General features: G+C 67.8%; 25 protein-coding genes. 13 read left to right on the forward strand and 12 right to left on the reverse strand.

The window, feature by feature from the left end; translation table 11 throughout:
- Nucleotides 1-2 precede the first annotated feature (2 nt).
- Genes HSX43_RS02745 through HSX43_RS02775 form a run of 7 tightly spaced genes read left to right on the forward strand, consistent with a single transcriptional unit; the run spans nucleotide 3 to nucleotide 6,396 of the window.
- Complete coding sequence (locus HSX43_RS02745; RefSeq protein ID WP_179378547.1) at nucleotides 3-1,118, forward strand: hypothetical protein; 1,116 nt, start codon at nucleotides 3-5, stop codon at nucleotides 1,116-1,118.
- Nucleotides 1,119-1,170: 52 nt separating this feature from the next.
- On the forward strand, nucleotides 1,171-3,087 hold the full coding sequence (locus HSX43_RS02750) for an AAA family ATPase (protein WP_179378548.1): 1,917 nt from the start codon (nucleotides 1,171-1,173) through the stop codon (nucleotides 3,085-3,087).
- On the forward strand, nucleotides 3,084-3,395 hold the full coding sequence (locus HSX43_RS02755; RefSeq protein ID WP_179378549.1) for a hypothetical protein: 312 nt from the start codon (nucleotides 3,084-3,086) through the stop codon (nucleotides 3,393-3,395). Before HSX43_RS02750 ends, HSX43_RS02755 begins: the two co-directional genes overlap by 4 nt.
- Nucleotides 3,392-4,144, forward strand: coding sequence for a hypothetical protein (locus HSX43_RS02760; protein WP_179378550.1), 753 nt, complete (start codon nucleotides 3,392-3,394; stop codon nucleotides 4,142-4,144). The genes HSX43_RS02755 and HSX43_RS02760 overlap by 4 nt, the downstream gene beginning before the upstream one ends.
- Nucleotides 4,144-5,463: a DUF6638 family protein gene (locus HSX43_RS02765; protein ID WP_179378551.1), complete on the forward strand. Its 1,320-nt coding sequence runs from the start codon at nucleotides 4,144-4,146 to the stop codon at nucleotides 5,461-5,463. Before HSX43_RS02760 ends, HSX43_RS02765 begins: the two co-directional genes overlap by 1 nt.
- 2 nt (nucleotides 5,464-5,465) lie before the next feature.
- Nucleotides 5,466-5,732, forward strand: a complete 267-nt coding sequence (locus tag HSX43_RS02770) for a hypothetical protein (RefSeq protein WP_179378552.1) — start codon at nucleotides 5,466-5,468, stop codon at nucleotides 5,730-5,732.
- 10 nt (nucleotides 5,733-5,742) lie between these two features.
- Nucleotides 5,743-6,396: a DUF1523 family protein gene (locus HSX43_RS02775; protein ID WP_179378553.1), complete on the forward strand. Its 654-nt coding sequence runs from the start codon at nucleotides 5,743-5,745 to the stop codon at nucleotides 6,394-6,396.
- A 48-nt stretch (nucleotides 6,397-6,444) separates the two neighbouring features.
- Here the strand turns inward: HSX43_RS02775 and mnhG are convergent, their stop codons facing one another.
- From mnhG to HSX43_RS02810, 7 genes are read right to left on the reverse strand one after another with little or no spacing between them, the layout of a single operon-like run.
- Entirely contained in the window at nucleotides 6,445-6,786 is a 342-nt protein-coding gene (gene mnhG, locus HSX43_RS02780) for a monovalent cation/H(+) antiporter subunit G (RefSeq protein WP_179378554.1), read from the reverse strand.
- On the reverse strand, nucleotides 6,783-7,133 hold the full coding sequence (locus HSX43_RS02785; protein ID WP_235962449.1) for a monovalent cation/H+ antiporter complex subunit F: 351 nt from the start codon (nucleotides 7,131-7,133) through the stop codon (nucleotides 6,783-6,785). Before HSX43_RS02785 ends, mnhG begins: the two co-directional genes overlap by 4 nt.
- Nucleotides 7,134-7,143: 10 nt before the next feature.
- Nucleotides 7,144-7,620 (reverse strand): Na+/H+ antiporter subunit E, encoded by a 477-nt coding sequence (locus HSX43_RS02790; RefSeq protein WP_179378555.1) that lies wholly within the window; start codon nucleotides 7,618-7,620, stop codon nucleotides 7,144-7,146.
- Entirely contained in the window at nucleotides 7,617-9,131 is a 1,515-nt protein-coding gene (locus tag HSX43_RS02795) for a Na+/H+ antiporter subunit D (RefSeq protein ID WP_179378556.1), read from the reverse strand. Before HSX43_RS02795 ends, HSX43_RS02790 begins: the two co-directional genes overlap by 4 nt.
- Entirely contained in the window at nucleotides 9,128-9,487 is a 360-nt protein-coding gene (locus HSX43_RS02800) for a Na+/H+ antiporter subunit C (RefSeq protein ID WP_179378557.1), read from the reverse strand. The genes HSX43_RS02795 and HSX43_RS02800 overlap by 4 nt, the downstream gene beginning before the upstream one ends.
- A gap of 1 nt (nucleotide 9,488) precedes the next feature.
- Nucleotides 9,489-9,908, reverse strand: coding sequence for a Na+/H+ antiporter subunit B (locus tag HSX43_RS02805; RefSeq protein ID WP_179378558.1), 420 nt, complete (start codon nucleotides 9,906-9,908; stop codon nucleotides 9,489-9,491).
- Nucleotides 9,905-12,142 (reverse strand): putative monovalent cation/H+ antiporter subunit A, encoded by a 2,238-nt coding sequence (locus tag HSX43_RS02810; protein ID WP_179378559.1) that lies wholly within the window; start codon nucleotides 12,140-12,142, stop codon nucleotides 9,905-9,907. Before HSX43_RS02810 ends, HSX43_RS02805 begins: the two co-directional genes overlap by 4 nt.
- A 98-nt stretch (nucleotides 12,143-12,240) precedes the next feature.
- On the opposite strand from HSX43_RS02810, the gene HSX43_RS02815 reads away from it, so the two are divergent.
- Both HSX43_RS02815 and HSX43_RS02820 read left to right on the forward strand, forming a co-directional pair.
- A complete protein-coding gene (locus HSX43_RS02815) occupies nucleotides 12,241-13,161 on the forward strand; it encodes a hydrogen peroxide-inducible genes activator (protein ID WP_179378560.1) in 921 nt (306 codons plus the stop codon).
- Nucleotides 13,162-13,208: 47 nt separating this feature from the next.
- Nucleotides 13,209-13,955, forward strand: coding sequence for a sulfite exporter TauE/SafE family protein (locus HSX43_RS02820; RefSeq protein WP_179378561.1), 747 nt, complete (start codon nucleotides 13,209-13,211; stop codon nucleotides 13,953-13,955).
- A gap of 52 nt (nucleotides 13,956-14,007) precedes the next feature.
- Here HSX43_RS02820 and HSX43_RS02825 read toward each other — a convergent pair whose 3' ends face one another.
- On the reverse strand, nucleotides 14,008-16,317 hold the full coding sequence (locus HSX43_RS02825) for an aldehyde dehydrogenase family protein (RefSeq protein WP_179378562.1): 2,310 nt from the start codon (nucleotides 16,315-16,317) through the stop codon (nucleotides 14,008-14,010).
- Between the two features lie 56 nt (nucleotides 16,318-16,373).
- Nucleotides 16,374-17,327 (reverse strand): deoxyribose-phosphate aldolase, encoded by a 954-nt coding sequence (deoC, locus tag HSX43_RS02830; protein ID WP_328794978.1) that lies wholly within the window; start codon nucleotides 17,325-17,327, stop codon nucleotides 16,374-16,376.
- A 118-nt stretch (nucleotides 17,328-17,445) separates the two neighbouring features.
- Here deoC and HSX43_RS02835 point away from each other — a divergent pair, with 118 nt between their 5' ends.
- Nucleotides 17,446-18,459 carry a hypothetical protein gene (locus HSX43_RS02835; protein ID WP_179378564.1) on the forward strand — a complete coding sequence of 338 codons (1,014 nt, stop codon included), beginning with the start codon at nucleotides 17,446-17,448 and terminating at the stop codon, nucleotides 18,457-18,459.
- A 30-nt stretch (nucleotides 18,460-18,489) separates the two neighbouring features.
- On the opposite strand, the gene HSX43_RS02840 is transcribed toward HSX43_RS02835, so the two are convergent.
- Entirely contained in the window at nucleotides 18,490-19,284 is a 795-nt protein-coding gene (locus HSX43_RS02840; protein WP_179378565.1) for an inositol monophosphatase family protein, read from the reverse strand.
- A 201-nt stretch (nucleotides 19,285-19,485) separates the two neighbouring features.
- On the opposite strand from HSX43_RS02840, the gene radC reads away from it, so the two are divergent.
- Nucleotides 19,486-20,400 (forward strand): RadC family protein, encoded by a 915-nt coding sequence (radC, locus tag HSX43_RS02845; RefSeq protein WP_407929352.1) that lies wholly within the window; start codon nucleotides 19,486-19,488, stop codon nucleotides 20,398-20,400.
- Between the two features lie 30 nt (nucleotides 20,401-20,430).
- On the opposite strand, the gene HSX43_RS02850 is transcribed toward radC, so the two are convergent.
- Entirely contained in the window at nucleotides 20,431-21,099 is a 669-nt protein-coding gene (locus tag HSX43_RS02850) for a glutathione S-transferase family protein (RefSeq protein WP_179378566.1), read from the reverse strand.
- Nucleotides 21,100-21,174: 75 nt separating this feature from the next.
- Between HSX43_RS02850 and HSX43_RS02855 the strand changes: the two genes are divergently transcribed.
- A complete protein-coding gene (locus HSX43_RS02855; protein WP_179378567.1) occupies nucleotides 21,175-21,756 on the forward strand; it encodes a TetR/AcrR family transcriptional regulator in 582 nt (193 codons plus the stop codon).
- A 3-nt stretch (nucleotides 21,757-21,759) separates the two neighbouring features.
- Here HSX43_RS02855 and HSX43_RS02860 read toward each other — a convergent pair whose 3' ends face one another.
- On the reverse strand, nucleotides 21,760-22,704 hold the full coding sequence (locus HSX43_RS02860; protein ID WP_235962451.1) for a LysR family transcriptional regulator: 945 nt from the start codon (nucleotides 22,702-22,704) through the stop codon (nucleotides 21,760-21,762).
- Between the two features lie 77 nt (nucleotides 22,705-22,781).
- Here HSX43_RS02860 and metF point away from each other — a divergent pair, with 77 nt between their 5' ends.
- A complete protein-coding gene (gene metF, locus HSX43_RS02865; protein ID WP_179378569.1) occupies nucleotides 22,782-23,645 on the forward strand; it encodes a methylenetetrahydrofolate reductase [NAD(P)H] in 864 nt (287 codons plus the stop codon).
- Nucleotides 23,646-23,656: the final 11 nt, after the last annotated feature.

The following is a 23,656-nucleotide window of genomic DNA, read 5'->3' on the forward strand; positions in this document are numbered from 1 at the left end:
CCATGACGCTCAAGGAAGACCTCGTCCGCGATCATGTCGGCCTGCAGGAGAACCGGCAGGCACGACGCTACTTCGCCAAGTTCGAGACCATCCTCGAACACCTGCCGCGCATCGCCGGCGAGATGGAGCGCGACGGCCGCCTCACGCGGGCGGAGCTCGAAGCGGTGGCCGGGCATCTCTCGGGTCTCAATCACAGCTTTCGCGCGCTCAGCCACAAGTACCTGATGACGGGCCGCGACACCGGCGTCTTTCTGGGCTCGCTCATGGTCGATCGCCGTGCGTCCGGCTTTCCGGTGCTTCAGGAGCTTCTGTCCATGGCCTCGGACGCGGGTCAGGCCACGACCGCTCTCGCGCGTCTGCCGGACCCGGCGACGCTGCGCGAGCAGATGATCCAGGCGATCGTGGCCGAGCGTCGCATCCCGACGGATCTGCAATACGCCATGTCGCAGCGGCTCTACTTCGACGAGCTGCAGCAGGGCGATCTCTTCTGGCCGCGCAACGATGTGCGCATGGTCCTTCTGCCCGGTGAGCCCGAGCGCCACCTGTTGCATTGGTCGGTCTGGGACGGCCGACGCAACCTGCCGGTGATCTGGCTGATGGAGGTCGAGGACAGCGGGGCAAGCGGCCTGCCGTCGGACTTCGCCCGGATGGCGCGGGTGAGCGGGCATCTGATGGCGCAGGCCCTTCCGGAGCTGAAACTCTCCACCGTCGCCAGTGGGTTCGACACCGACTTTCCCGACGTCCATCCGAAGCGCCTCCTGCGTCTGACGGTCGGGCCGATGTATTCCTCGGCCTTCACGCAACAGACCGAGGGCCTGGGCGAGGTGCTGGTGGCGGCCCGCGCGCCGGCCGGGGAGGACTGGGCGCTGGCCTGGACGCTCGAAACGCTGGTGTCGCGCGGGACGGAGCGGATGCGCTCCGGCTGGTTCGGCAGCGTCGAGCGCCAGATCTGGGATTTCCCCGATCTCGCCGCCGCACAGGCCGGTGCCACGCAGACGGAACGCGCCGCGATCCTTCCGAAACGGGTCTACCAGGCGCTGGCGGAGACGCGGGTGGCGGGTTTCTCGGATGTGGTGAAATACGTGGTCGGCGGGGGGCGCCTGTGGCGGGCGGAATAGCGAGGCCCCGCCCCGGACCCCTGGGTATTCGAGAAACGAAGAGGATTGCGAGATGAGCCTGTCCGGCGATGCGATGGAACTGACCGAGGCCGAGATCACGGCCCGTTTCGAGGCGGCGCTGACGCTTCTGTCGGGCTTCGATCATGCGCCCCGTCTGGGCAAGGCGGCGGAGGCCCCGCGCGCGGAGCGCTCGCCCGGGATCGGCACACGCGGGCGGTTCCGGTCGACGACGCCGGGCCTCGTCACCCGGCGCAGCGCGCCTGCGGGCGGCGTCCACCTGCGCGAGACGGTGGAGGGCGAGGGCCTCGTCACGCCCGCCCGCGCGCAGGTGCTTCAGGGAATGCGCCGCGCGCTCGCCATCGCGCTCGCCGTGGGCGCGAAGCTGGAGGACCGCACCGGCCTCGACACGCTGAAGACCGCGAACCTCGCCGGGCGTCTGCCCGAGACCGACCGCGCCAAGTTCACCGAACTGCTGGAGGCGGAGGCGCTGGCCGTCGGCCACGTCTTCGCCAATGCGCTGGCCTTCTTCCTCGCTCCCCTGCGCGGCACCGCGACCGCCGAGGTGCCGAGCCCGGAGGAGGTGCTGACCGACAACGCACAGATCATGCTGGAGGGCCTTCTGTGGGAGATCGACCAGCGCATCGACGGTCAGGACGACGACGCGCTCGTCGCCACGCTCGCCGCGCAATGCGAAGCCCTGCTGGAGCGGCTCTCGGACCGGGCACGCACGGCGGCGCGCGGGGCCGTCTTCGGCGATGTCTCCTACCGGATCGAGGCCGACGACCTGACGCTCAACGGGTTCACCCCGGCCGCCCGAGCCGCCGGCAAACCGCTCGTGATGCAGTTCAAGAAACCCCATGAGGTCGTCGGCAACCATATCGCCAAGCATCAGGCGCTGAAGCTGTCGAAGATGCTCATGGCCTACGACTTCGAGCGCAAGATGAACCCCTTCGCCGACCTCGGCGGTTTCATCTTCACCTTCATGGGCGACGGCGCGCCGGGCACGGGCAAGACGACGCTGATCCAGATGATGGCCGGCCTGATCCACGACTATTGCGAGGTCGCCGGCTATCCGTTCCGCTACGAGAACCTCTCGACCGACAGCATCGACAGCTACCAGGGCAAATCCGCCCAGAATGCCAAGGCCTTCATCAGCGGCGTGCTCGACCCGAGCGTCATCGGCTTCGGCACCATCGACGACATCGACCAGCTCGCGGGCAAGCGCGGCGACCGGCAGGCGAGCGCGGGGCAGCTGGAGATCACCGCCGTCCTGATGGAGAGTTTCGCGGGCGCCAACACCGTCGTGCGCGGCAATTGCACCTTCGGCATGTTCTCGAACTATCCCGAGAACGTGGACGACGCCCTGCGCCAGCGCGCGGGCGCGCGGTTCCTCGTGGACGGGCCGCAGACGCGGGCGGACTACGTTGACATCCTCGCGCTCCTTCTGGGCAAGCGCCACGACATCCCGCTCGGCGATCACGAACTCTACGCCGCGCAGGAGCTGACGAAGGCCGTGGCCGAGAGCTTCGAGAAGCATTCCCGCCCCGCCGAACGCAAGCTGGCCGAGGTCTTCGACGCGGTGCAGGGAAAGATCGGGGAGCTCGACACGATCGCCAAGATCGGCACCTACCTGAAGGGCATCCAGGAGGCCGACACCCGCTTCACCGGCCGCGCGATCAAGAACATCACCGACGCGGTGAAGGTGCGCGCGATGGACGTCGAACTACCTGACGCCTGGTTCGAGGACGCGGCGACCTTCATGCACCAGCCCTACGAGACCAAGATGGAGATGGTGGGCGAGATGCGCGTGCCGATCACGACCGAGATGGTCCTGCAGGAGGTGAACCGCTACGCCGACTCCGAATTCCGCTACGCCGACAAGTCCGACGAGGTCGCCATCGAGGACGCGGTACGCGACATGAGCCGCATGGAGGAAGCCAAGCGCCGCTACATGGAGCAGCGCGGATGATGACCTCCGTCGCGCTCCCCCTCGTCCTGCTGGCGCTCGCCGCCTGGGCGATTCCGTGGCTCTTGTCGAAGCTGCTGCCCGAGGGGGTGTTCTGGCTCGTCCTGATCGGCCTCCTCTCGGCCGTTGCGCTCGCGGTGATCTCGGCCGTCGGCTTCTACGTGCTCTACGGCGAGGCCGGGGACGAGGTGTTGAGCGCCGCACCGTGGCACTTCGTGAAACTCTCGGCACAAGCCGCCCTCGTCTGGGGCCCGGTCATGGTGCTGTCGCTCGCGAATATTCCGCGCGGGTGGAAGGAGGCGGTGTGGTGAAAAAATCCCTCGCGAAGATTGCCAAAATTCCTCGAAGTGCCTCACAGATCGCAAAGCTGCCGCCTCAGCAAGCAGCTTTTTTGGGTGTTCTCGATTACGCAGTTTCTGAGATAAATATAGCTCAAAGACTGTTCCTGCTTTCTTGTCACGAGGCTCCTGAATGTGAGGAGTTGAAGATAGCTGTTACTCTTCAACAGAATCTCCTAATCAGACTCTCATCCAGTAAAATTTTCGAGGTTTACGAGGAGACGAAGGTACTGTCCCTAAACTCCTCGGACCAATCGGTGAAAGAGTTATCATCAGAATTTGTTTCCGAATTTGACAAACTGTCAAAGGCTGACGGTTACCAAATTGCGCGCGCGATACGACATGAATCGACAAATCACTATAGCACTAAGGCCGCGTCAAAGAATATGGATTTCTTGCTGGAGGGTGCCGATGCGAGTCTGTATGTCACAGATCGACAAGGAAACGGGTTTTATCCCTTCGGCGACGCTTTGATGTTTGATGCTCGGTTAAATCGACATGGTGGGCGTCGCGGCGATGGGGATCGGATGGTTAAGTGCTGGCTTGACTGGGCTTCGACAGCGAACAGAGCGTTGCATGAGCTTCATGGTGCGGCCTTTGTAAAGTTGTGGCTGGACAGATATCCTACGCGAAAGAGGCAAATGAGAAACTTATGGGTTGAGCCTGAGCTGACTCACGATTTTTCTCCGCTACTTCCAGTGTATCTCCATAAGGGTAATTGATGCACCGCCTGATCCGCCACGGCCTGATGTTCGGCGGCCTCTTCGAGGTCGCCTCGCCCGCGCTCGTCGAGCGTTATAACCGCGCGCTCGAACATCTGACGGGCAAGCGGACCGCGCTCGATCATTTCCACGTCGACCTGAGCGGCTTTTCCCCCGAGATCGGGGATGAGCTGGGCGACATGGACTATCTCAACCCCGGCGGCTGCAATCGGCAGATCATCCTTCTGTCGACCGGGCAGCGGAGTGCGCCGCTCCTCGAAATGAAGTTCTCGACGACGCAGGCGATCCTGCGCGCCTTCATCGACGCCAACGAGGCGCAGCTCTTCCGCCTCACCGCGCGCGATGCCGTCGCGGGCGAGTTGCAGAATTCGGTCTTTTCGGTGCCCGCGCCAGAGCGGCTCCTCGACATCCGCGCCGTCACGGTGGAGGCCGATACGACCACGGGCATCGTCCGCGACGCGGCCGAGCTCGACAGCCTCATCGCACGCTTCCGGACGGAGCCCGACGCTTGGTGGGACGACGTGCTGGTGGCGCAGATGATCGGGCTCGCGCAGAGCACGGGCGACGTCACCCGCGCGCCCGTCGCCTTCGACGCGCCGACCTTCCGACAGGACGATTTCTGGACGTCGCATCACGGCGGGCTCTACGTCTTCCGTTCGGTGCCGAAACCGGCGGTGATCGCGAACCGGCTCTTCGACGTCCCGAACATCGAGGTCATCGACCTCAGCGACGCCAACCATATCGCGACCTTCCTGCAGGCCAATGGCCTCACGCAACCCATCGTCGAGGGCCGGGGCGAGGCGGCCGCCGGTATCCTGCGCGAGAAACTGGACCATCTGGCCATCGCGGCACTCGGCCGCGCGGGGCACCTGCCCGGGACGGTGGACGATCGCGCCCTGCGCCGCGCAATGCAGACATACGGCGATGCGCTGCCCGAAGCGGTGCACGCGCTCGGGGCGATGCTCGCCTGGGCCGAGGGGCGCGGCGACTGGCCCCGTATCGACAGCACGAACCCCGCCTACTTCCACACGCTGCGCGCTGCGCCCGGGCCGCTGCGCGACCTGACGAACATGATGCTGGCCGAACTCGCCCCGCAGGACTTCCGGCAGCTTCACATCTGCCACAAGCCGCTCTTCTACGATCGCTATCGCGCGATGCCGGACCCCCTGAAGGAGTGGGTCGCCGCCCGGCTCGCCCGCGACTATGCTGCCGACAGGTCGGGGGTGTGGAAGCATCTCTACGCGGCGGACGTGCCCGTCGACCTGCCGAAGGTGAAGCGGCCCGAATGGCCGGACGGTAAAAGAGGGCCCTGGGGGTAGTCATGTTCGCGTTGTTGCGTCTTTTCGTTGTCCTGATGGTCCTGCTGACGATCGTCTACTGGGCGCTCGTCTTCTACTTCCGCGCGGGAGAGCGCGACCGCCTTGAGGCAGAATGGGAGGCGGAGCAGCCGCCCTTGCCGCGCGACACCTACGTCGAGAACGGCATCCGCGAATACCGTCGCAGCCTGCGTCGCAAGCTGCTCTGGGGGGTGTATATCGTACCCATCGGGACCATCTGTATCCTGATCTATGTCGTGAACTACGCCTGAGGGGAGCGCGATGGCCTACGTGAAATGGACCTTTCTGCTACTGCTGCTGGCAGTCGTCGGCTCCTTCCTGCACTACACCCTGCCGCAGACGGACATCGTGCGCGTCGTCGGCACGGAGGTCCGACGGATCGACTACGGCGAGAACTCGATCTTCTGGCAGGGCGGCGACGTCGGGGCCGCCGGCAACGCGATCAATCAGGACGTGCGCTTCATCAACACCGTGCGCGAGAACGGCCGCCCCTCGGTCTATCGCAACGAGGATACGGGCTGGGGCTGGCCGCCCTATTTCAAGCTCGACAGCTCGAACCTGCAGACCGAGGCCGAGGATCTGCGCTCGACCCCTGCGGACCGGCAGTGGGTCGCGCTGACGCATTACGGCTGGCGGTCGGAGTTTCTGACGATCTTCCCCAATGCCGTCGGCATCCGCCCGGTCGAGGGGCCGGACGTGACGATCGTGCCCTGGTTCAACATCGTCTTCCTGACGATCCTGCTGGCCATCGTCTGGGCGATCACCGTCCGGGTCATCCGCTTCCGCCGCAATCGCATCGATCCGCTCTTCGAGGAGGCCGGAGACGCCTGGGACGACGCGGGCGAGGCCGTGGCACGCAAGCGCGGCCGGTTCCGGGCCTGGCTCGACACCTGGAAGGGGAAGCCGAGGGTCTAGACGACGTTCCGCCATCTTCGGGCTCGACCCCGACGATCTCCCGGTGCCCTAGTCGTCGTCCACGCCCAGTTTCGTCTTCGCGTTCGGGTCGATCGTCGTGCGCCAGAGCGGCACGCCCGAGCGGAAGGCCGCGCGCCCGATCATATGCGCGCCGACCGGAGCCGTGATGAGCAGGAACACCACGATCGCCACCGCCCGCGCCACCGTTGGCGCATCGCCATAGCCCGCGCCCACCGCCAGCATGATAAGTCCGGAGGCCAGCGTGCCCGCCTTGGTCGTCGCGTGCATCCGGATCAGAACGTCCGGCAGGCGCAGGATGCCGAGGCCCGCGACGAAGGCGAAGAACCCGCCCAGCAGCACCGAGATCGCGAGGAAGAGGTCGAGGATCATCGTGGCTCGCCCCCGTCGTCGCGGTCGTCCGCCTGGCGGAGCTTGTGCGCGTCGGGACGCTCGCGCTTGCGCTCCACGAACCGCGCCAGCGCGACCGTGGCGAGGAAGCCGATCAGCGCCAGCACGACGGCCACGTCGAGGAAGGCGGTCGTCCCGGTGTCGAGCACGTAGAGCCCGCAGAAGGCCACGATCAGCACCGTCATCGTGTCGAGCCCCACCACCCGGTCGGGGAGGGTCGGCCCCCTGATGAGCCGGATCATCGCCAGGATGACCCCCGCCATGACCAGCACGAAGGAAATCTGCACGGCCACGGCGGTGATCGGCATCTCGGATGTCAGGGCTGTCATCGCGTCCCCCTCATTCCATCGCCTCGCGCACCCAGCGTTCCATCCCGTTCTCGATGCTCCGCGCCAATTCGTCGGGATCGTCCGCGAACATCGCGTGGATCACCAGCGTCTTGCAATCCGGGGCCACGTCGAGGCTGAGCGTGCCCGGCGTCAGCGAGATGAGGTTCGTCACCAGAAGAACCTCGGCTTCGCCCTGGGCTTTGAGCGGAATGCACACGAGGCCGGGTCGCGCGCGGTGGCGCGGCGTCAGCACGTCCCAGGCGACCGAGACCGACGAGACGACGAGTTCGTAGTGAAAGAGTACCAGCAGTTTCACCCAACGCCAGACGCGGGTGAAGTAGTTGCCGGTCTCGCCGAAGAGCGGCTGGATCACCCAGAGTGCGAGGAAGCCCACGCCGAAGCCGATGGCGAGGCCGCCGAGCGTGAACTGACCGGTCAGCGCCGCCCAGGCGACGGCGAGGAGGAGGTTGAGGAGAAAGACGCTCATTCCGCCACCTCCGTCACGGGCGCACCCAGAACGGCGGTGACATAGGCACTCGGGTCCAGAAGCTCTTCGGCGGCGCGGGTCGCCACCTGCACGAAGGGCTCGGGGAAGAGCCCGATCACCACCGTCAGGATCGCAAGTCCCGCGATGGGCGAGAGCAGGAAGAACCGCTCCGACGCGGAGAGGCTTCCGAGGCTCGGGACCGTGCCGCCCGGATGCGGCTTCCAGAACGCGCGGCCCCAGATTTTCGTCATCGAGTAGATCGTCATCAGGCCCACGGCCAGCGCCGCCGCCGCGACGAGCCAGAGTTCGAGGTCGAGCGAGGCCTTCACCAGCACGTATTTCGCCCAGAAGCCGGAAAGCGGCGGGAAACCGGCGAGCGAGAAGGCGGGGACGAGGAAGAGGAACGCGAGCAGGGGCGCGCCGCGGTAGAGGCCGCCGATATGGTCGATCTCGGTCGAGCCGGCGATGCGGTTGGCCACGCCCGAGACGAGGAACAGGTTCGCCTTCACGATGATATGGTGGACTAGGTAGAAGACCGCCCCCATCAGCGCGAGTGGCGTGAGGAGCGCGAGGCCCAGCACCATGTATCCGATCTGGCTGACGATATGGAACGACAGGATGCGGCGGAAGTCGGTCTGCGCCGCCGCCCCCAGAACGCCTGTTATCATGGTCGCCACCGCGACCCAGAGCATCAGCCCGTGGGTCCAGCCGATATCCTGCGTGAAGACGAGCGTGAACATGCGCATCATCGCGTAGACGCCCACCTTCGTCAGCAGTCCCGCGAAGACCGCCGAGACCGAGAACGCCGGCGTGTGGTAGGCGGCCGGCAGCCAGAAGAAGAGCGGGAAGACCGCCGACTTGATGCCGAAGCCGACGAGGAAGAGCGTCGCGATCACCGTCACGAGACCCGGATCCGCCGCCTGCACCTTCTGATGCAGGTCCGCCATGTTGAGCGTGCCGGTGACCCCGTAGAGCAGGCCGATCCCCGAGAGGAACATGATCGTGGAGATGAGGTTGAGCGTCACGTATTTGATGCCCGCGTCCATCTGTACCCGTCGACCGCCGAGCACCAGAAGTCCGAAAGAGGCGATGAGCATCACTTCGAACCAGACGTAGAGATTGAAGAGATCGCCGGTCAGGAAGGCTCCCGAAACACCCGCGATCAGCACCTGGAACAGCGCGTGATAGCCGCTCTCCTCCATCTCGGGGCTGATGTCCGCGGTGGCGTAGACGGCGACGGCGAGCCCGGTGATCCCGGTGATGACGACCATCACCGCCGACAGCGTGTCGGCGACGAGCGTGATGCCGAAGGGCGCGGCCCAGGTTCCCATCTGCGCGACCTGAATGCCGTCGGTCAGCACCTGCGACAGGAGCATCGCCGCGGCGATCAGCATCGCGACGGAGCCGGCGACCGAGATCCAGCGCCCCTCCGGTCCGCTCCGGAAGAAGAACGCCAGGATCGCGGTGGCGAAGGCGATCAGGATCGGCAGGGGAAGGAGGAGGTCGCTCACGCGCGATCCTCCGGCTCGGCGAGGCGCATCTCGTCGCTGTCGAGCGTGCCCATGGTCTGATAGGCGCGATAGACGAGGACGAGCGCGAAGGCGAAGAGGCCGAAGCCGATCACGATGGCCGTCAGGACGAGGGCCTGCGGCAGGGCATTGGCCACGCCCTCGGGCGGGGCGTCCATCCCGTATTCGATGAGCGGCGGCGATTCCGGCGTCAGCCCGCCCGACGCGAAGATCAGAAGGTTCGCCGCGTTCGAGATCAGGATCAGCCCGAAGAGGAACCGCAGCACGTTGCGCGCCAGCATCAGGTAGACTGCCGCCGCGACCATCACCCCGCACATCAGAGCGACCAGGAATTCCATGTCAGACCTCTTCTTCCAGTGCGAAGACGAGCGCGAGCACGCTGCCCAGAACGACGAGATAGACGCCGAGATCGAAGAGCAGGATCGTCGAGAGCGGCGTGCCCTTGTCGGTCTCCGTCGCCCCGATGAAGAGCCACTGCCCGGCAAAGAGCCCGTCGCCCGGCAAGAACCCCGCGACCCCGGCCAGGAGCGCGAGGCCGAGCCCGCCCACGGCGATCGACCGCGGATCGAGGCGCAGGGCCTCCCGCGCTGCCTTGCTGCCGTGGGCCACGGCATAGAGGATGAACCCCGTCGCCCCGATGAGCCCGCCGATGAAGCCGCCGCCCGGCTCGTTGTGCCCGCGCAAGAGCATCCAGATCGAAAAGAGGAGCAGGAGGCCGACGAGAAGGCGCGTCGCCGCGCGCACGATGAGGGACGTCATGGGCTCGGCCTCCGGACGCCCTTCAGAAGCGCGTAGGCGCCGAGAGCCGCCACCGCGACCACCGCGATCTCCCCGAAAGTGTCGAGCGCACGGAAGTCCACGAGGATCACGTTGACGATGTTGCGTCCGAAGGCGAGCGGGGCCGAGGCCTCCTCGAAGAAGGCTGTCAGCTCCAGGTCGAGCGGCGCGGCCTGAACCGCGAGGAGGATCACCGTCGTCATGGCTCCGATCGAGATGGCCAGCAGCAGATCCCAGCCGCGCACCGTCTTGACGTACTCATGGTTGAGATAGGGCAGCTTCAGCATCGCGACCGCGACGAGCACCACCTGCAGCACCTCGACGAGAAGCTGCGTGATGGCGACGTCCGGCGCGCCGAAGATGATGAAGACGAGGGCCACCCCGATGCCGACCACGCCGAGCGCGGCGACGGCCGTCATCCGCGAATTCGTGAAGGCGGTCAGGAGGGCGCCCGCCAGGATGAAGGTGAGGACCGACCAGTGCTTCACTTCCAGATCGTCGAGCGGCGGGATCTCGGGCGAGAGGCCCGCACGCCAGACCGCGACCGCGGTCGACAGCCCGAGCGCCAGGAAGGTCACGAAGATATAGCGCCGCAGCCGCCCCGTCTGGATCAGACCCGTCAGCCCCGCCGCGCCGGCGGCGACGCCGTCCATCAGACGGTCCCAGCCCGGATCGAACCGCGGCTTGAAACGGGCGAGGCCGCTGCGCAGCCGCCCGTGCAGCAGGTAGAGGACGAAGCCCGTCGCAAACGTCACGAGCGAGAGGACGAAGGCGGCGTTCACTTCCTTGAAGAGGTAGAGATCCACCTCGACCGGCCGTCCGGCAACCGCCGTCGCCGCGGGCGCGACGAGCGCTTCCGCCCAGTCCGGCATCAGCCCGAAGGCAAGGCCCAGCACCGAGAGCAGGACCGGACCCGCCAGCATCGGCCAGGGGCCCTCGTGCGGCTCGACCGGCGTTTCGGCTAGTGGGCCGGTGAAGGGGCGCCAGGCGGCGATACCGGCCGCCACGAACATCAGGACCGAGGCCGCGAAGATGCAGCCCGTGACCCAGATCATCGCCGGCGCGCCGAGAGCCGCCTTGTAGAGGAACTCCTTGCCGACGAAGCCGAAGAGCGGCGGCAGCCCCGCCATGCTCGCCGCCGCCAGCATCGCCGCCAGCATCGTGACCGGCATCGCCCGTCCGAGGCCCCGCAGGACCGTCGCGTCGCGCGTGCCGGTGCCGTGATCCACGACGCCGATCATCAGGAAGAGCGCGGCCTTGTAGAAGCTGTGCACCAGAAGGAACGCCATCGCCGCCTCGAGCGCGTAATCGGTGCCCACCCCGATGAACAGGACGAGCGTGCCGAGCGCCATCAGCGTCGTATAGGCCAGCACCTGCTTGATGTCGGTCTGCCGGATCGCCAGGACCGAGGCGAAGACAGCGGTGAACCCGCCCGCGATCGCCAGCGTCCAGAACCAGAGGTCGGTGCCGCCGAGCGACGGGTTCATCCGGGCGAGGAGATAGACGCCGCCCTTCACCATGGTCGCCGAGTGGAGGTACGCCGAGACGGGCGTCGGGGCCGCCATGGCGTTCGGCAGCCAGAAATGGAGCGGGAACTGCGCCGACTTGCTGAAGGCTCCCGCGATCACCAACCAGAAGATCGGCAGGTAGAGCGCGTGATCGGCGAGCGAGCCTTCGATGGCAGAGATGGAGAACGTGCCCGCCGCCGTCCCGATGAGGACGATGCCCGCGAGGAAGGCGAGGCCGCCCGTGCCCGTCACCACGAGGGCCTGCAGCGCGTTGCGCCGAGACTTCGCCTCGTCGGCGTTGAACCCGATCAGCAGGTAGGAGGACACCGTCGTCACTTCCCAGAAGACGAAGAGTGCCAGAAGGTTGTCCGACAGCACGAGGCCCAGCATCCCCGTCATGAAGGCCATCAGGTAGCACACGAAGCGCACGTAATGCGGGTGCCCGCCGAGGTAGCTTGCCGAATAGAGCGTCACCAGCGCGCCGATGCCGCTGATGAGAAGCGCGAAACTGAGCGACAGGCCGTCGAGCAGGATGCCGAGCGTCACGCCGAGCGAGGGGATCCACTCGACGTCCCATCTGAGGACGGCCCCGCCCGCGACGGCGGGTATGTGTTGTGCGAACCATAGGAACAGCCCGAACGGCAGCAGGATCGAAATCCACCCGGCCGGCCCGCCCAGAAATCGTCTGTCTGTCCCGTCGTCGGCCATTCGGTTCCCTGTCGTTGAGATGGGAAATAGACGAGCTGTTTGATTGTTCAACCCGGTCGTCTATCTATTTTTCAATAGCTGCTATCTATCGGTGCCCGATGCCTACCCTGCAACAGTTCCGCTATCTCGTCGCCGTGGCCGAGACGCTGCACTTTCGGCGCGCGGCCGAGAGCGTGAACGTCACCCAGCCGACGCTCTCGACCCAGCTGCGGGAGCTGGAGGAGAAACTCGGCGTCCAGTTGGTGGAGCGCTCCCGCGCCGGAGTCACGCTCACGCCGGTGGGTCAACAGGTCGCCGCCCGCGCCCGCGCCGTGCTCCGCGACGTGGCCGACATCTCGGCCCTCGCCCGCGCCGGGGCGGACCCGCTGGCTGGCACGCTGCGGGTGGGCGTGGTCGGCTCGCTCGGCTCCTATTTTCTGCCGCTCGTGATCCCGGCACTCCATGCCGCCTATCCCCGGCTCAAGTTCTACGTGCGAGAAGGCACGGCGCAGGACCTGATGACGCGGCTGCACGACGGCGCGCTCGACCTGCTGTTCTTTCCCACGCCTCTCGACGATCCTGCGCTGGCGAATGCCGCGCTCTTCCACGAACCGCTCCTCGTCGTCATGCCGTCGGATCATCCGCTCGGCGCGCGCGCCGTGGTCGAGCGGGGGGACCTTCGCGGCGAGACGGTGATGACGCTCGAGGCCGGGCATCGCCTGCACGATACCGTCGCCGACCTCTGCGCCGAGACGGGGGCCCATCTGTCGCTCGACTACGAAGGCACCTCGCTCGACACCCTGCGGCAGATGGTGGCGACGGGCCTCGGCCTCTCGGTGCTGCCGGCGCTCTACGTCCGCTCCGAGGTCGCGCGGGAGGATCTCGTCACCGCCCGCCCCCTCGCGGATCCGGCCCCGGGGCGCGACATCGGCATGGTCTGGCGCAAGACCTCGGCGCGCGGCGCGGCCTACGACACGCTCGCGGCCGCCATCCGCGAGACGCTCGCGCGCACCGCGCCGGAGGTGCGGGTGATCGAATAGGCGCGACTGGCCCTATCCCGATCTGCGCGGGCGGGGCAGGGTGAACCATGGAGCTTCTCGCCCTCACGCCCGCCGACATCGCCCTACTCGCGCTCATCGCATTCTGTGCCGGTCTCGTCCGGGGGTTCTCGGGCTTCGCACTCTCGGCGCTCGTCATGGCCGCGGCGGTGCCCATCCTGCCGCCGGCAGAGCTCATCCCGGTCTGCTGGGTTCTCGAGATGGTCGCCTCGCTCCTGATGGTGCGGGGCGGGGTGGCCGATGCCGACAGACGCATCGCCCTCGGCCTCGCCCTCACATCGGCACTCGGCGTGCCGCTCGGGCTCTATCTCACGACGACGCTGCCGGTCGACACCACCCGGTTCATGGCGCTCTCGGTTCTCATCACGCTCGCCGTGCTGCAACTCGCGCGTATCCGCTTGGCCTTCCTTGCCACGAACCCGGGGCTCTACGGGTCGGGCCTGCTGGCCGGCATCGTGACGGGCATCGCCTCCATCGGCGGCATGGTCGTCGCGCTCTACGTCCTGGCGCAGGATCGGCCGGCCCGCGTCATGCGCGGCTCGCTCGTCCTCTTCCTCTTCGTGTCGTCGTTCTTCTCGCTGATGTGGCTCCTGGGCTACGGCGTCATGGACGCCCGCGCACTTGCCCGTGGCGCGGTCCTCGCGGTGCCCTGCGCGGTCGGCGTCATCCTTGGCAAGCGCCTCTTCCGTCCGGCGCTGGAGCCATACTACAAGCCCTTCGCGCTGTGCCTCCTGATCGGTCTGGCCGGGCTCAGCCTGCTCAGGACGATGATGTAGGGCCCGCGCCGGCCGTCATCCTCGGGCTCGACCCGAGGATCTCCGGCAGCGCTCAGGTCCCGAAGGGAACCCAGATCGTCTGCACCTCAGTACCCGCCGCCAGGAAGGGGGCCGCGTCGGCTGCCGACCAGTCGCGTCCGCGCCCGTCGTTGACCCAGGTCCGCTTCAGGTCTCCGGCGGCCTCGGTCTCGATCACCTTCGAGAGGTCGGCCGAGGAGAAGCTCCAGACCGCGTCCACGTCCATATGCCCCGCCATTTGGGCGGCGAGCTCCGCGTGGTCTCCGGTCAGGATGTTGAGAACGCCCGCGGGCACGTCCGACGTTTCGATCACCTGATAGAGGTCCGTCGCTGTCAGCGGCGCGCGTTCGGGGGCGACGAGGACGAGGCGGTTGCCCGTGGCGAGTGCCGCGCCGATCACATGCGCCATCGCCACGAGCGGCGTCTCCTCCGACGCGAAGGCCCCGATCACGCCCAGCGGCGTGTTGAGCGCGAGGGCCAGGCCCCCCATCGGCACGCCGAGCGTGCGCCCGTCGTGCTTGTCGGCCCAGGCGGCCCAGCGGAAGAGATGGCGCACGGCTTCGGCCGCTTCGCCCTTGCCGCCGGTCTGGGCGGCGAGGCGGGCGTCGAACTCTTCGGCCCGGGCCGCAAGGTTCTCGGCCAGGTAGTAGAGGATCTGCGCCCGCAGGTGCCCCGTCGTCCGGCTCCAGCCCTTCGCTCCGTTCGCGGCCTCGACCGCGTTGCGCAGGTCCTTGCGGTTGGCGATGCCGACCTCGCCCACAACGCCCTTCGGGCCGGTCACCCGGCGGGAGTAGCCGCCATCGGGCCGCGCCTGCTTGCCGCCGATGTACATTTTGGCCGTTCGGTCGATTTCGTTTTGTACAATTTGTTCATTTTCGGGGGTCTTGACGGGTTTGAGCGTTGCACCCGCCGCCGGCCGCACATAGGCCGAAAGCCCCGCGATCCCGCCCTCGCGCCCGAAGCCCGACTCCTTCATCCCGCCGAACGGCGCAGCCGCGTCGAGCATGTTCGTCCCATTCACCCAGACGACGCCCGCCCTGATCTTCGGTGCCGTATCGAGTGCGACGTCGAGGTCCTGCGACCAGACCGATGCGGCGAGGCCATAGCGTGTATCGTTGGCCAGCTGCACCGCCTCGGAGGGCGTGCGGAAGGTGGTCGAGACGAGGACCGGGCCAAAGACTTCTTCCGCCATCAACGGGTCCGCCCCGTGCACGTCCGTCACCAGCGTCGGCGGCAGGAAACAGCCCTCGGGGCAGGTGCCCTGCGTGATCGTGCCGGAGGTTTTGCCCAGCATCGCCAGTACGTTGTCGCGATGCTCGGCATGAACCATCGCGCCCATGTCGACCGCCTTGTCGAGTGGATCACCCACGCGGATCTTGGCGATCCGTGCCTTGAGGCGGTCGTGGAAGTCGTCCGCGATCCCCTCCTGCACCAGAAGGCGCGACCCGGCGCAGCAGACCTGTCCGCCGTTGAACCAGATTGCGTCGACCAGCCCCTCGACCGCGCTGTCGATGTCGGCATCCTCGAAGACGATGTATGGGGATTTTCCCCCGAGCTCCAGCGTCAGCCCCATCGCCCGCCCCGCCGTCTCGCGCCGCAGGATGCGCCCGACCTCCGTCGAGCCGGTAAAGGCCAGCTTGTCGATCTCGGCCTTCACGAGCGCGGCCCCCGTCGCCCCGTCGCCGGTGACGATGTTGACCACTCCTTCGGGTACACCCGCGCTCTCGCAGACGTCTGCGAAGGCGAGCGCCGTCAGGGGCGTCCATTCCGCCGGCTTCAGGACCACGGTGTTCCCCATGGCAAGCGCCGGCGCGACCTTCCAGGCCAGCATCAGGAGCGGGAAGTTCCACGGCACGATCTGTCCGCAGACGCCCCAGGGCTCCGCCCCCGGCATCACCTCCGCCCGCAGCTCCGCATGGCCCGCGTGGTGGTAGAAGTGTCGCGCGGCAAGCGCCACGTCGATGTCGCGCGCCTCGCGGATCGGCTTGCCGGTGTCGAGCGTCTCCAGCACGGCGAAGAGGCGCGAATGTTTCTGCAAGCCCCGCGCGATGGCATAGAGCACGCGGGCGCGGTCGTGGTCCGACGCGGCGGCCCAGCCTTTCGCGGCCTTGCGCGCGGCTTTCACGGCCTTCGCCACGTCGGCCTCGGTCCCTTGGGTCACGCGCGCCAGCACCTCGCCCGTCGCGGGGTTGACGGTGTCGAACGTTTCGCCCGGTTTCAGCCGCTTGCCGTCGATGACGTGCCCGAAGGCGCGGTCGTGCCTGTCGAGCCAGGCATCGGCCTCGGCGCGGCTTTCGGGGGCGGGGCCCCAGTCCATGCTCTCGAAGATCTCGGCCACTGTCATGTCGCGCCTTCTTTGTTTCAAGTTGTCCCCGGGCTACGGGGGTGCCCCCGGCTGTCTCAGCCTGCAGGGTGCCGATGGGCGGCCGAATACCGCCCCGTCACGTGATGCTCCAACTGCCGCTCGATGTCGCCCAGAAGGGACGAGGCCCCGAAGCGGAAGAGATCGGGGCGGAGCCAGCGGTCGCCGAGTTCCTCCTTCAGGAGCGCGAGATAGCTGATCGCGTCCTTCGCCTTCGACACGCCGCCCGCCGGCTTGTAGCCGACCTTGAAGTCCGAGGCTGCCTCGTAGGCGCGGATCGCGCGCATCATGGTCAGAGAGACCGGGAGCGTCGCGTTCACCGCTTCCTTGCCGGTCGAGGTCTTGATGAAGTCCGACCCGGCCATCATGGTCACCATGCTGGCCTTCATTACGTTCTTCAGTGGGCCCAGTTCCCCCGTCGCCAGGATCGCTTTCATATGCGCCGGCCCGCAGGCCTCGCGCATGGCGCGGGTCTCGTCGTAGAGCGCCTGCCAGTCGCCGGTCAGGACGTGGCGGCGGGAGATGACGATGTCGATCTCCGTGGCTCCGGCGGCGACGCTCTCCTCGATCTCGCGCAGACGCAGCGGCAGGGGCGAGAGGCCCGCGGGGAAGCCGGTCGAAACGGCGGCCACGGGCAGCTTGCCCTGCACGGCGTCGACGGCGACGGGCACCATCTCGTGATATACGCAGACCGCACCGGTCGTGAGGCCCGGCAGGCCGATCGCTTCCAGGAGGTCCGGGCGGACCGGTTGCAGGGCCTTGGCGCAGAGCCGGCGCACGCGACCGGGCGTGTCGTCGCCCGAAAGCGTCGTCAGGTCGATCATGCTGACGGCGCGGGCGAGCCAGGCGGCCTGCCAGTCCTTCTTGACCGAGCGGCGCGCGGGCAATGTGCCGGCGCGGCGCAGGGTGGCTGGCGTGTTGACGCGCACGGCCTCCACCACGGCTGGGTCGAAGGGCAGTCCGGCGTTGCGGGGCAGGTCGGTGGCGGTCACGCGCGGTCCATCGTTTGGGGCGGGGCAGGAGGGAAAGTCGTTGCACGGGGTCCGGCGGAGTGCAACCATGACGCACCGACGCTGGGGGGCGAGGTGGCATGGTCTGGGAGACGCAGCGGTGAGCGACGCGACGACGTTCGAGCCGGGGTCCATCGGTTGGCTGAAGGCGCGGGTTCAGGAGATTTCCGGCCTGCAGGCCGAGCGGTTTTCAGCGCCGGGCGGGGTCGGGCGCGCCTCCGTTCGCGTCCACCTGAGCGACGGGACCACCGCGATCGCGACGCGCCGCGACACGCCCGCGCGCACCGAGACGGAGGCCGGCCTGCTGCAGGTTCTGTCCGCCGAGGGCGCGTCCGTGCCGAACGTTCTGGGCTATCGGGACGGGTTGCTCCTGCAGGAGGATCTGGGGCGCAATCGTCTCTCCTATGCCGTCGCCGGGGCCAGTGATGCAGATCGCCCGGCGCTCCTGCGGGCCGCGCTCACGGCGCTGCAGGGCTGTCGGGCCGCGATCGCGCGGCGACCGGAGGTGGCGGCCCGGCTTCCGGGTCTCGGCACCCGGTCGGGCTGGGCGGAGGATTTCGTGTCGCGCCCCTTCTTCCTGTCCGGAGATCTGTCGATCGCGATGCCCGCGGTGGACGCCGACGCTCTGGCGCAGTCGCTCGCGGCGGACCCGGTGACCTTCACCCGCTGGGACGCGCGTCTCGCCAACGCGACGCTGCGTGCCGACGGAACGGTCGCGTGGTTCGACTGGGCCGTCGCCGGATTGCGCGGTGGCGTCGAGGATCTGGGTGCGGCGCTCGCCGATGATTACTGCGACCTTGCGCCCGCGACGACGCTGGGCCTCCTCGGGGAGGTGCTGCCCGACGACGCGGCGCGCGGGCTGGCGCTGAGGACGGGGGTGCTCGTGGCGGCCAACCGGCTGGCGCGCATCCAACGGCGGATCGAGCGGGACGGATGGATCGACGCGGAGGAGGCGTTGCGCCTCGACCGGATGACGGCGGTTCCGGCGGTCGTGGCCGCCCTGACGGCGCGGATGTCCGCGCTCGCGACCGAGGATGCGCTGACCGCAGGTCTCGCGCCGTGGTTCGCTGCTGTGGGCGATGCGCTTCTGGCTCGGGCCGACCACGCGGCCTGATGCCTCGATCCCCGCGATCGCGCCGTCGGCTCAGGCCTCCGCGCGGATGACCCCGGCGAATTTCTCGAAGATGGCACCCGACCCGGCAAGGACGTGTCCTTCCTCCATCATCGTCTGTGCCGGGCGCATCGGTTCCACGAAACCGCCGGCTTCGCGCACGATGAGGATGCCGGTCGCGAACTCCCAGGGCTTCAGCCCGCGCTGCCAGAAGCCGTCCATCCGCCCGGCGGCGATATGGGCGAGGTCGAGCGAGGCGACGCCCGACTGCCGCAGGCCCGCGACGGCCGGCATCAGCTGCGCGATGTCCTTGATCGCGGCGGGCAGGTATTTCCCACCCGCGGCGGGCAGGTTCGTTGCGAAGACGCAGTCGACGAGCGCGATGCGGCCCGAGACGCGCAGGCGCGTGCGTCCGTCGAGCCAGGCCCCGGTGCCCTTCTCGGCCCAGAAGAGTTCGTCGCGCAGCGGATCGTACGTCACCGCCGTCGCGATCTGCCCCTTGTGCCGGAGCGCGATCGACACGGCCCAATGGGGGATGCCGTGGAGAAAGTTCGCGGCCCCGTCGAGCGGGGTGATGACCCAGTGGCGGGTCGGGTCTGTCCCTTCCTCCTCGCCCGCGGCCGAGAGCCAGCCGTAGTTCTCGCGGGCGTGGGCAAGGTCGTCGCGCAGGATCTCCTCGGCCTTCGCGGCGGCCCGGGTGGTGAAGTCGCGCGGTTGCTTGACCCCGGTCTGCAGGTTCTCGACTTCGCCGAAGTCCTTCAGAAGGCTGCGCCCTGCCTTGCGGGCGGCCTTTATCATAACGTTGAGGTTGGCGCTGCCCTGCTGCATCTCGTCGCTCCGAAGTCCGGTCAGAGGCTGCCTTTAGCCGAGGTCGCGGGCCGCGACCACCCCCAAGCGCCGCGGGGCGGACATGCTGGGGAAAGGACGCTCGGGCGGCCCGTGGCGTTAACCTTCGGTTTACCATCGGCCGACTACCGTAAAAGGCGAGTCGTTTAACGAGTTTCGCCCTTGACGTCACCGCGCCATCCCTTGGCCCCTCTGGTCGGCCTGTTCACGCGCCGTCGCGCTGCGCCCGCGCCGCGTGATGCGGTAACCGGATTCGCCGAAGCGCGGCCGGACGGGTTGGCCGACCTCGAGGCGCGTCTGCCGCCGCCGGGCACCGAGACCGTGCCTGCGGCCGCCCCGGGTTGGCGACATCGCCGTCGCCTCGAGGGCAGCGAGAGCGCCGGCGGCGGGCTGGTGCGGCAGGCGGACGGGTCGATGCGCCCGCACTACTGGGGCCATCGGGAGCGGTTGCGCACGCGGTTCCTCGCCGGCGGGCACGTGGCGATGCCGGAATACGAGCTTCTGGAACTCGTCCTCTTCAACGCGATCCCGCGGATCGACGTGAAGCCGCTTGCGAAGCGGCTTCTGGCCGCTTTCGGCGACCTCAACGGCGTCATCGCTGCGTCCGAGGCCAATCTTCTGAAGGTCGAGGGCGCGACGCCCAAGGTCTTCCTGCAGCTTCGTATGCTCGAGGCCATCGCACACCGCATGGGGCAGGCGAAGATCCTGCATCGCGAGGTTCTGTCGTCGTGGTCGGCGGTCGTCGACCATTGCCGCACGACCATGGCGCACCGCGACACCGAACAGTTCCGCGTTCTCTTCCTCGATCGGCGCAACCGGCTCATCGCGGACGAGGCGCAGGGCGAGGGGACGGTCGATCATGTGCCGGTCTATCCGCGCGAGGTCGCGCGTAGGGCGATCGAATTGAACGCGAGCGCGCTCGTCCTCGTCCATAACCATCCTTCGGGCGACGTGACGCCCAGCCGGGCGGACATAGAGATGACGGAGAAGATCGTGGCTGCCTGCGGCGCGCTCGACGTGGTCATCCACGATCACATGATTATCGGCCGCGACGAGGAAGTCTCCTTCCGCGCGCTCGGCCTGATCGCGGAGCGCTGACGGGGCGGTCGTCCGCCCCGTGCGCGGGTCTCAGAAGTTCTGCGGGAACATCGCGCGCATGGCGGTCTCGTCCATCTCGGCCTTGAACTCGAACTTCGAGGCCCAGTCGCCGGCCTTTGCTGCGGCAGGACGCGCGTTCACCTTGTCGAACCACGCCTGCACGTTCGGATAGTTCGAAAGTCCGCCCTGGCTCTCCATCACGAAGCCCGCGGCGCGGACCCAGCCCCAGAGCGCGATGTCGGCGATGCCGTAATCCGGCCCACCCAGCCATTCCGACTTGCCCAGCCGCTCGTCGAGCACCTTGTAATGGCGCGCGATCTCCTTGGTGTAGCGATTGGTCGCGTAGTCACTGTCGGTATGGACGCGGGTGAAATGGACGCATTGGCCCGAGTAGGGTCCGATGCCGGAGGAGACGAAGAAGAACCACGACAGCATCTCGCCCATCGCGGCCCCCTCGGCCGGGAGGAACTGCCCATGCTTCTGCGCGAGGTAGAGCAGGATCGCGCCCGAGTCGAACACCGCCTGACCGTCGTCCTCGATCGCCGGCAGCTTGGCGTTGGGGTTCACGGCGAGGAAGTCGGCCGTATGCTGCTCGCCCTTGCGGGTGTCGATTGGCACAATCTCGGGCGCGAGGCCCAGTTCCTCGATCATCAGCGCGACTTTGAAGGGGTTCGGCGTGGTGTGGAAATAAACTTTCATGGGGCCTCCGGGCCTGTCGGTTGAGAAGATGTGTAGTGACTGCTAAATTAAATTTGGATGGTCAAGAGTATTATAGTGAGCACTAAAGAAAAGAAACGGGGTCGTCCTCGCGCCTTCGACGTCGAGGCCGGTCTCGACGTCGCGCTGAAGGCCTTTGCCGCGCGCGGGTACGATGCCGTGGGCGTCGCCGATCTCTGCGCGCAGCTTGGCGTGAAGCCGCCCAGTCTCTATGCGGCCTATGGCTCCAAGCGCCGGCTCTTCGAAATGGCCATCGCGCGTTACGGCGCGGGAACGGCGGCGATCTATGATGCGGCGACGGCCGAGGCTACGGATCTGCCCGACCTCCGACGCCGCGTGCTGACGGCGGCGCTCGATCTCTACCTGCGGGACGGCGGGCTCGGGTGCCTCGTTCTGGGCACGATGGCCAGTACTGCCGAGCCCGAGTTGCGCGCCACGCTCGGCGGCATCGTCGAGGCGAGACGGGACGCGATGGTCGCACGGGCCATGGCCCTCGGCGCGGACGAGGCCGAGGCGCGGGCGGAGGTCATGGCGATTTCCGTCGCGATGATGGGGCTGTCGGCGGCGGCGCGGTCGGGGCTCGACGCGGAGGGCTTGCGGGCCGCGCTGGATCGGCTGATCGACGGGGCGGGCCCGTGAGTGTCACGAGACCAGATCCTGCCCCCGCTGCAGCTTGAGCGGCTCGGTTCGCATCAGTCGCAGGACGTTCGCCATGAAGGGCTTGGCCGCGTCCGTCTCGCGCACGGCTGCGTAGAGCCGCCGGGTGAGTCCCGTCTCCGTCAGCGGCCGGGTCACGTAGTCGGAATTGTAGCGCACCTCCCGCACGACCCAGTCGGGCAGGACCGAGACACCCCGGTTCGACGCCACGAGAAGGAGGATCACCGCCGTCAGCTCCACCTGCCGCAGCGCCGCCGGCTCGACACCCGCGGGCGTCAGGAGCTGCGAGAAGACGTCGAGGCGCGGGCGCTCGACCGGGTAGGTGATCAGCGTCTCGCCGGCGAAGTCCTCGGCTTCGACGAAGGGTTTCGCGGCGAGCGGATGGGCGGCGGAGGCAAGGAAGACCGGTTCGTAGTCGAAGAGCGGCGCGAACTCGACGCCCGGCAGATCGGCGGGGTCGGAGGAAACGACGAGATCGACCTCCTCCTTCTGGAGCGCGGGCAGCGCCTGGAACTGGAGACCGGGGCGGATGTCGACGTCGACGTCGGGCCAGGCGCGGCGGAACTGCTCGAGCACCGGGAACAGCCATTCGAAACAGGCGTGGCATTCGATGGCGATGTGCAGCCGCCCGGTGCGTCCCGTCTTCAGGCCGGCGAAATCCGCCTCCACGGCCTCCACCTGCGGCAGCACCTCCTCGGCCAGCCGCAGGAGCCGCTGGCCCGCCGCCGAGAGCGTCATCGGCTTCGAGCGGCGCACGAAGAGTTCCATCCCGATCTGTTCCTCGAGGTTCTTGACCTGATGCGAGAGCGCCGACTGCGTGATGTTGAGCCGCTCCGCCGCCCGCGCGAGCCCGCCGCATTCGGAGATGGCGCGGATCGTGCGAAGGTGGCGGAATTCGAGGTGGAGCTTCATTTCTCGCGCCCGGCTCATGTTCATGTTGAGGATTATGAGCCTGTCTCACGAAACCGGGTTGGGGCACAAGAGAAGAGAGCCAAGAGGACAGATCCATGCCGACCCCCGCCGTCTCCTTCGAATTCTTCCCGCCGAAGTCGCTTGCCGGCTCCTTCCGTCTTTGGGACTGCGTCAGTACGCTGGCCCCGCTCGCGCCCGAGTGGGTCTCCGTCACCTACGGGGCCGGGGGCACTACGCGCGAGTTGACGCGCGAGGCCGTGGGCGCGATCGGCGCGCAGTTCGGCCTGCGCGTGGCGGGCCATCTGACCTGCGTGGACGCGAGCCGCGCGGAGACACTCGCGGTCGCGGAGGGCTTCCGCGCTGCCGGTGTGGAGGACATCGTCGCACTTCGGGGCGACCCGCCGAAGGCAGCCGACGGCTTCACGCCGCACCCCGACGGCTTCCGCAACTCCGTCGAGCTGATCGGTGCGCTCGCGGATCGGGGGTTCAACGTCGGGGTCGGGGCCTATCCCGACGTGCATCCCGAGGCGCGCGACGCGCAGGCCGATATCGACTGGCTCAAGGCCAAGGTCGACGCGGGGGCCCGAGAGGCGATCACACAGTTCTTCTTCGACGCGGAGACCTTCCTGCGGTTCCGCGACCGCTGCGCCGCCGCCGGCATCGACGCCCCGATCGTGCCCGGCCTCCTGCCGATCGAGGACTGGGCCAAGGCGTCGCGGTTCGCCGAGGCCTGTGGCGCGACGATCCCCGACGACCTGCGCGCGGCCTTCGAGGTGGCCTTGCGCGACGACCGGGCCGATCTCCTCGCCATCGCGCAGGCGGCCGAACTGGCCGACCGTCTGGTGGAGGAGGGCTGCCATCACCTGCACTTCTACACGCTCAACCGCCCCGAACTGACCCGCGACGTCTGTGCGGCTCTCGGGGTCGTCCCCCGACCCTCGCTGAGCCGCGTCGCCTGAGGCCACTGGTT

Source organism: Jannaschia marina, assembly GCF_013404595.1.
In the GTDB taxonomy this organism is placed as follows: Bacteria; Pseudomonadota; Alphaproteobacteria; order Rhodobacterales; family Rhodobacteraceae; genus Jannaschia; species Jannaschia marina.

Bases quoted from the DNA above. Each gene is read 5' to 3' on its own strand.
- HSX43_RS02750 (WP_179378548.1), top strand. From the start codon at position 1,171: ATGAGCCTGTCCGGCGATGCGATGGAACTGACCGAGGCCGAGATCACG.
- HSX43_RS02825 (WP_179378562.1), bottom strand. From the start codon at position 16,317: ATGACAGTGGCCGAGATCTTCGAGAGCATGGACTGGGGCCCCGCCCCC.
- HSX43_RS02815 (WP_179378560.1), top strand. From the start codon at position 12,241: ATGCCTACCCTGCAACAGTTCCGCTATCTCGTCGCCGTGGCCGAGACG.
- HSX43_RS02755 (WP_179378549.1), top strand. From the start codon at position 3,084: ATGATGACCTCCGTCGCGCTCCCCCTCGTCCTGCTGGCGCTCGCCGCC.
- HSX43_RS02840 (WP_179378565.1), bottom strand. From the start codon at position 19,284: ATGCAGCAGGGCAGCGCCAACCTCAACGTTATGATAAAGGCCGCCCGC.
- HSX43_RS02850 (WP_179378566.1), bottom strand. From the start codon at position 21,099: ATGAAAGTTTATTTCCACACCACGCCGAACCCCTTCAAAGTCGCGCTG.
- HSX43_RS02820 (WP_179378561.1), top strand. From the start codon at position 13,209: ATGGAGCTTCTCGCCCTCACGCCCGCCGACATCGCCCTACTCGCGCTC.
- HSX43_RS02810 (WP_179378559.1), bottom strand. From the start codon at position 12,142: ATGGCCGACGACGGGACAGACAGACGATTTCTGGGCGGGCCGGCCGGG.
- HSX43_RS02860 (WP_235962451.1), bottom strand. From the start codon at position 22,704: ATGAGCCGGGCGCGAGAAATGAAGCTCCACCTCGAATTCCGCCACCTT.
- HSX43_RS02745 (WP_179378547.1), top strand. From the start codon at position 3: ATGACGCTCAAGGAAGACCTCGTCCGCGATCATGTCGGCCTGCAGGAG.
- HSX43_RS02785 (WP_235962449.1), bottom strand. From the start codon at position 7,133: ATGACAGCCCTGACATCCGAGATGCCGATCACCGCCGTGGCCGTGCAG.
- HSX43_RS02775 (WP_179378553.1), top strand. From the start codon at position 5,743: ATGGCCTACGTGAAATGGACCTTTCTGCTACTGCTGCTGGCAGTCGTC.
- HSX43_RS02800 (WP_179378557.1), bottom strand. From the start codon at position 9,487: ATGGAATTCCTGGTCGCTCTGATGTGCGGGGTGATGGTCGCGGCGGCA.
- HSX43_RS02790 (WP_179378555.1), bottom strand. From the start codon at position 7,620: ATGAGCGTCTTTCTCCTCAACCTCCTCCTCGCCGTCGCCTGGGCGGCG.
- metF (WP_179378569.1), top strand. From the start codon at position 22,782: ATGCCGACCCCCGCCGTCTCCTTCGAATTCTTCCCGCCGAAGTCGCTT.
- mnhG (WP_179378554.1), bottom strand. From the start codon at position 6,786: ATGATCCTCGACCTCTTCCTCGCGATCTCGGTGCTGCTGGGCGGGTTC.
- HSX43_RS02765 (WP_179378551.1), top strand. From the start codon at position 4,144: ATGCACCGCCTGATCCGCCACGGCCTGATGTTCGGCGGCCTCTTCGAG.
- HSX43_RS02770 (WP_179378552.1), top strand. From the start codon at position 5,466: ATGTTCGCGTTGTTGCGTCTTTTCGTTGTCCTGATGGTCCTGCTGACG.
- HSX43_RS02805 (WP_179378558.1), bottom strand. From the start codon at position 9,908: ATGACGTCCCTCATCGTGCGCGCGGCGACGCGCCTTCTCGTCGGCCTC.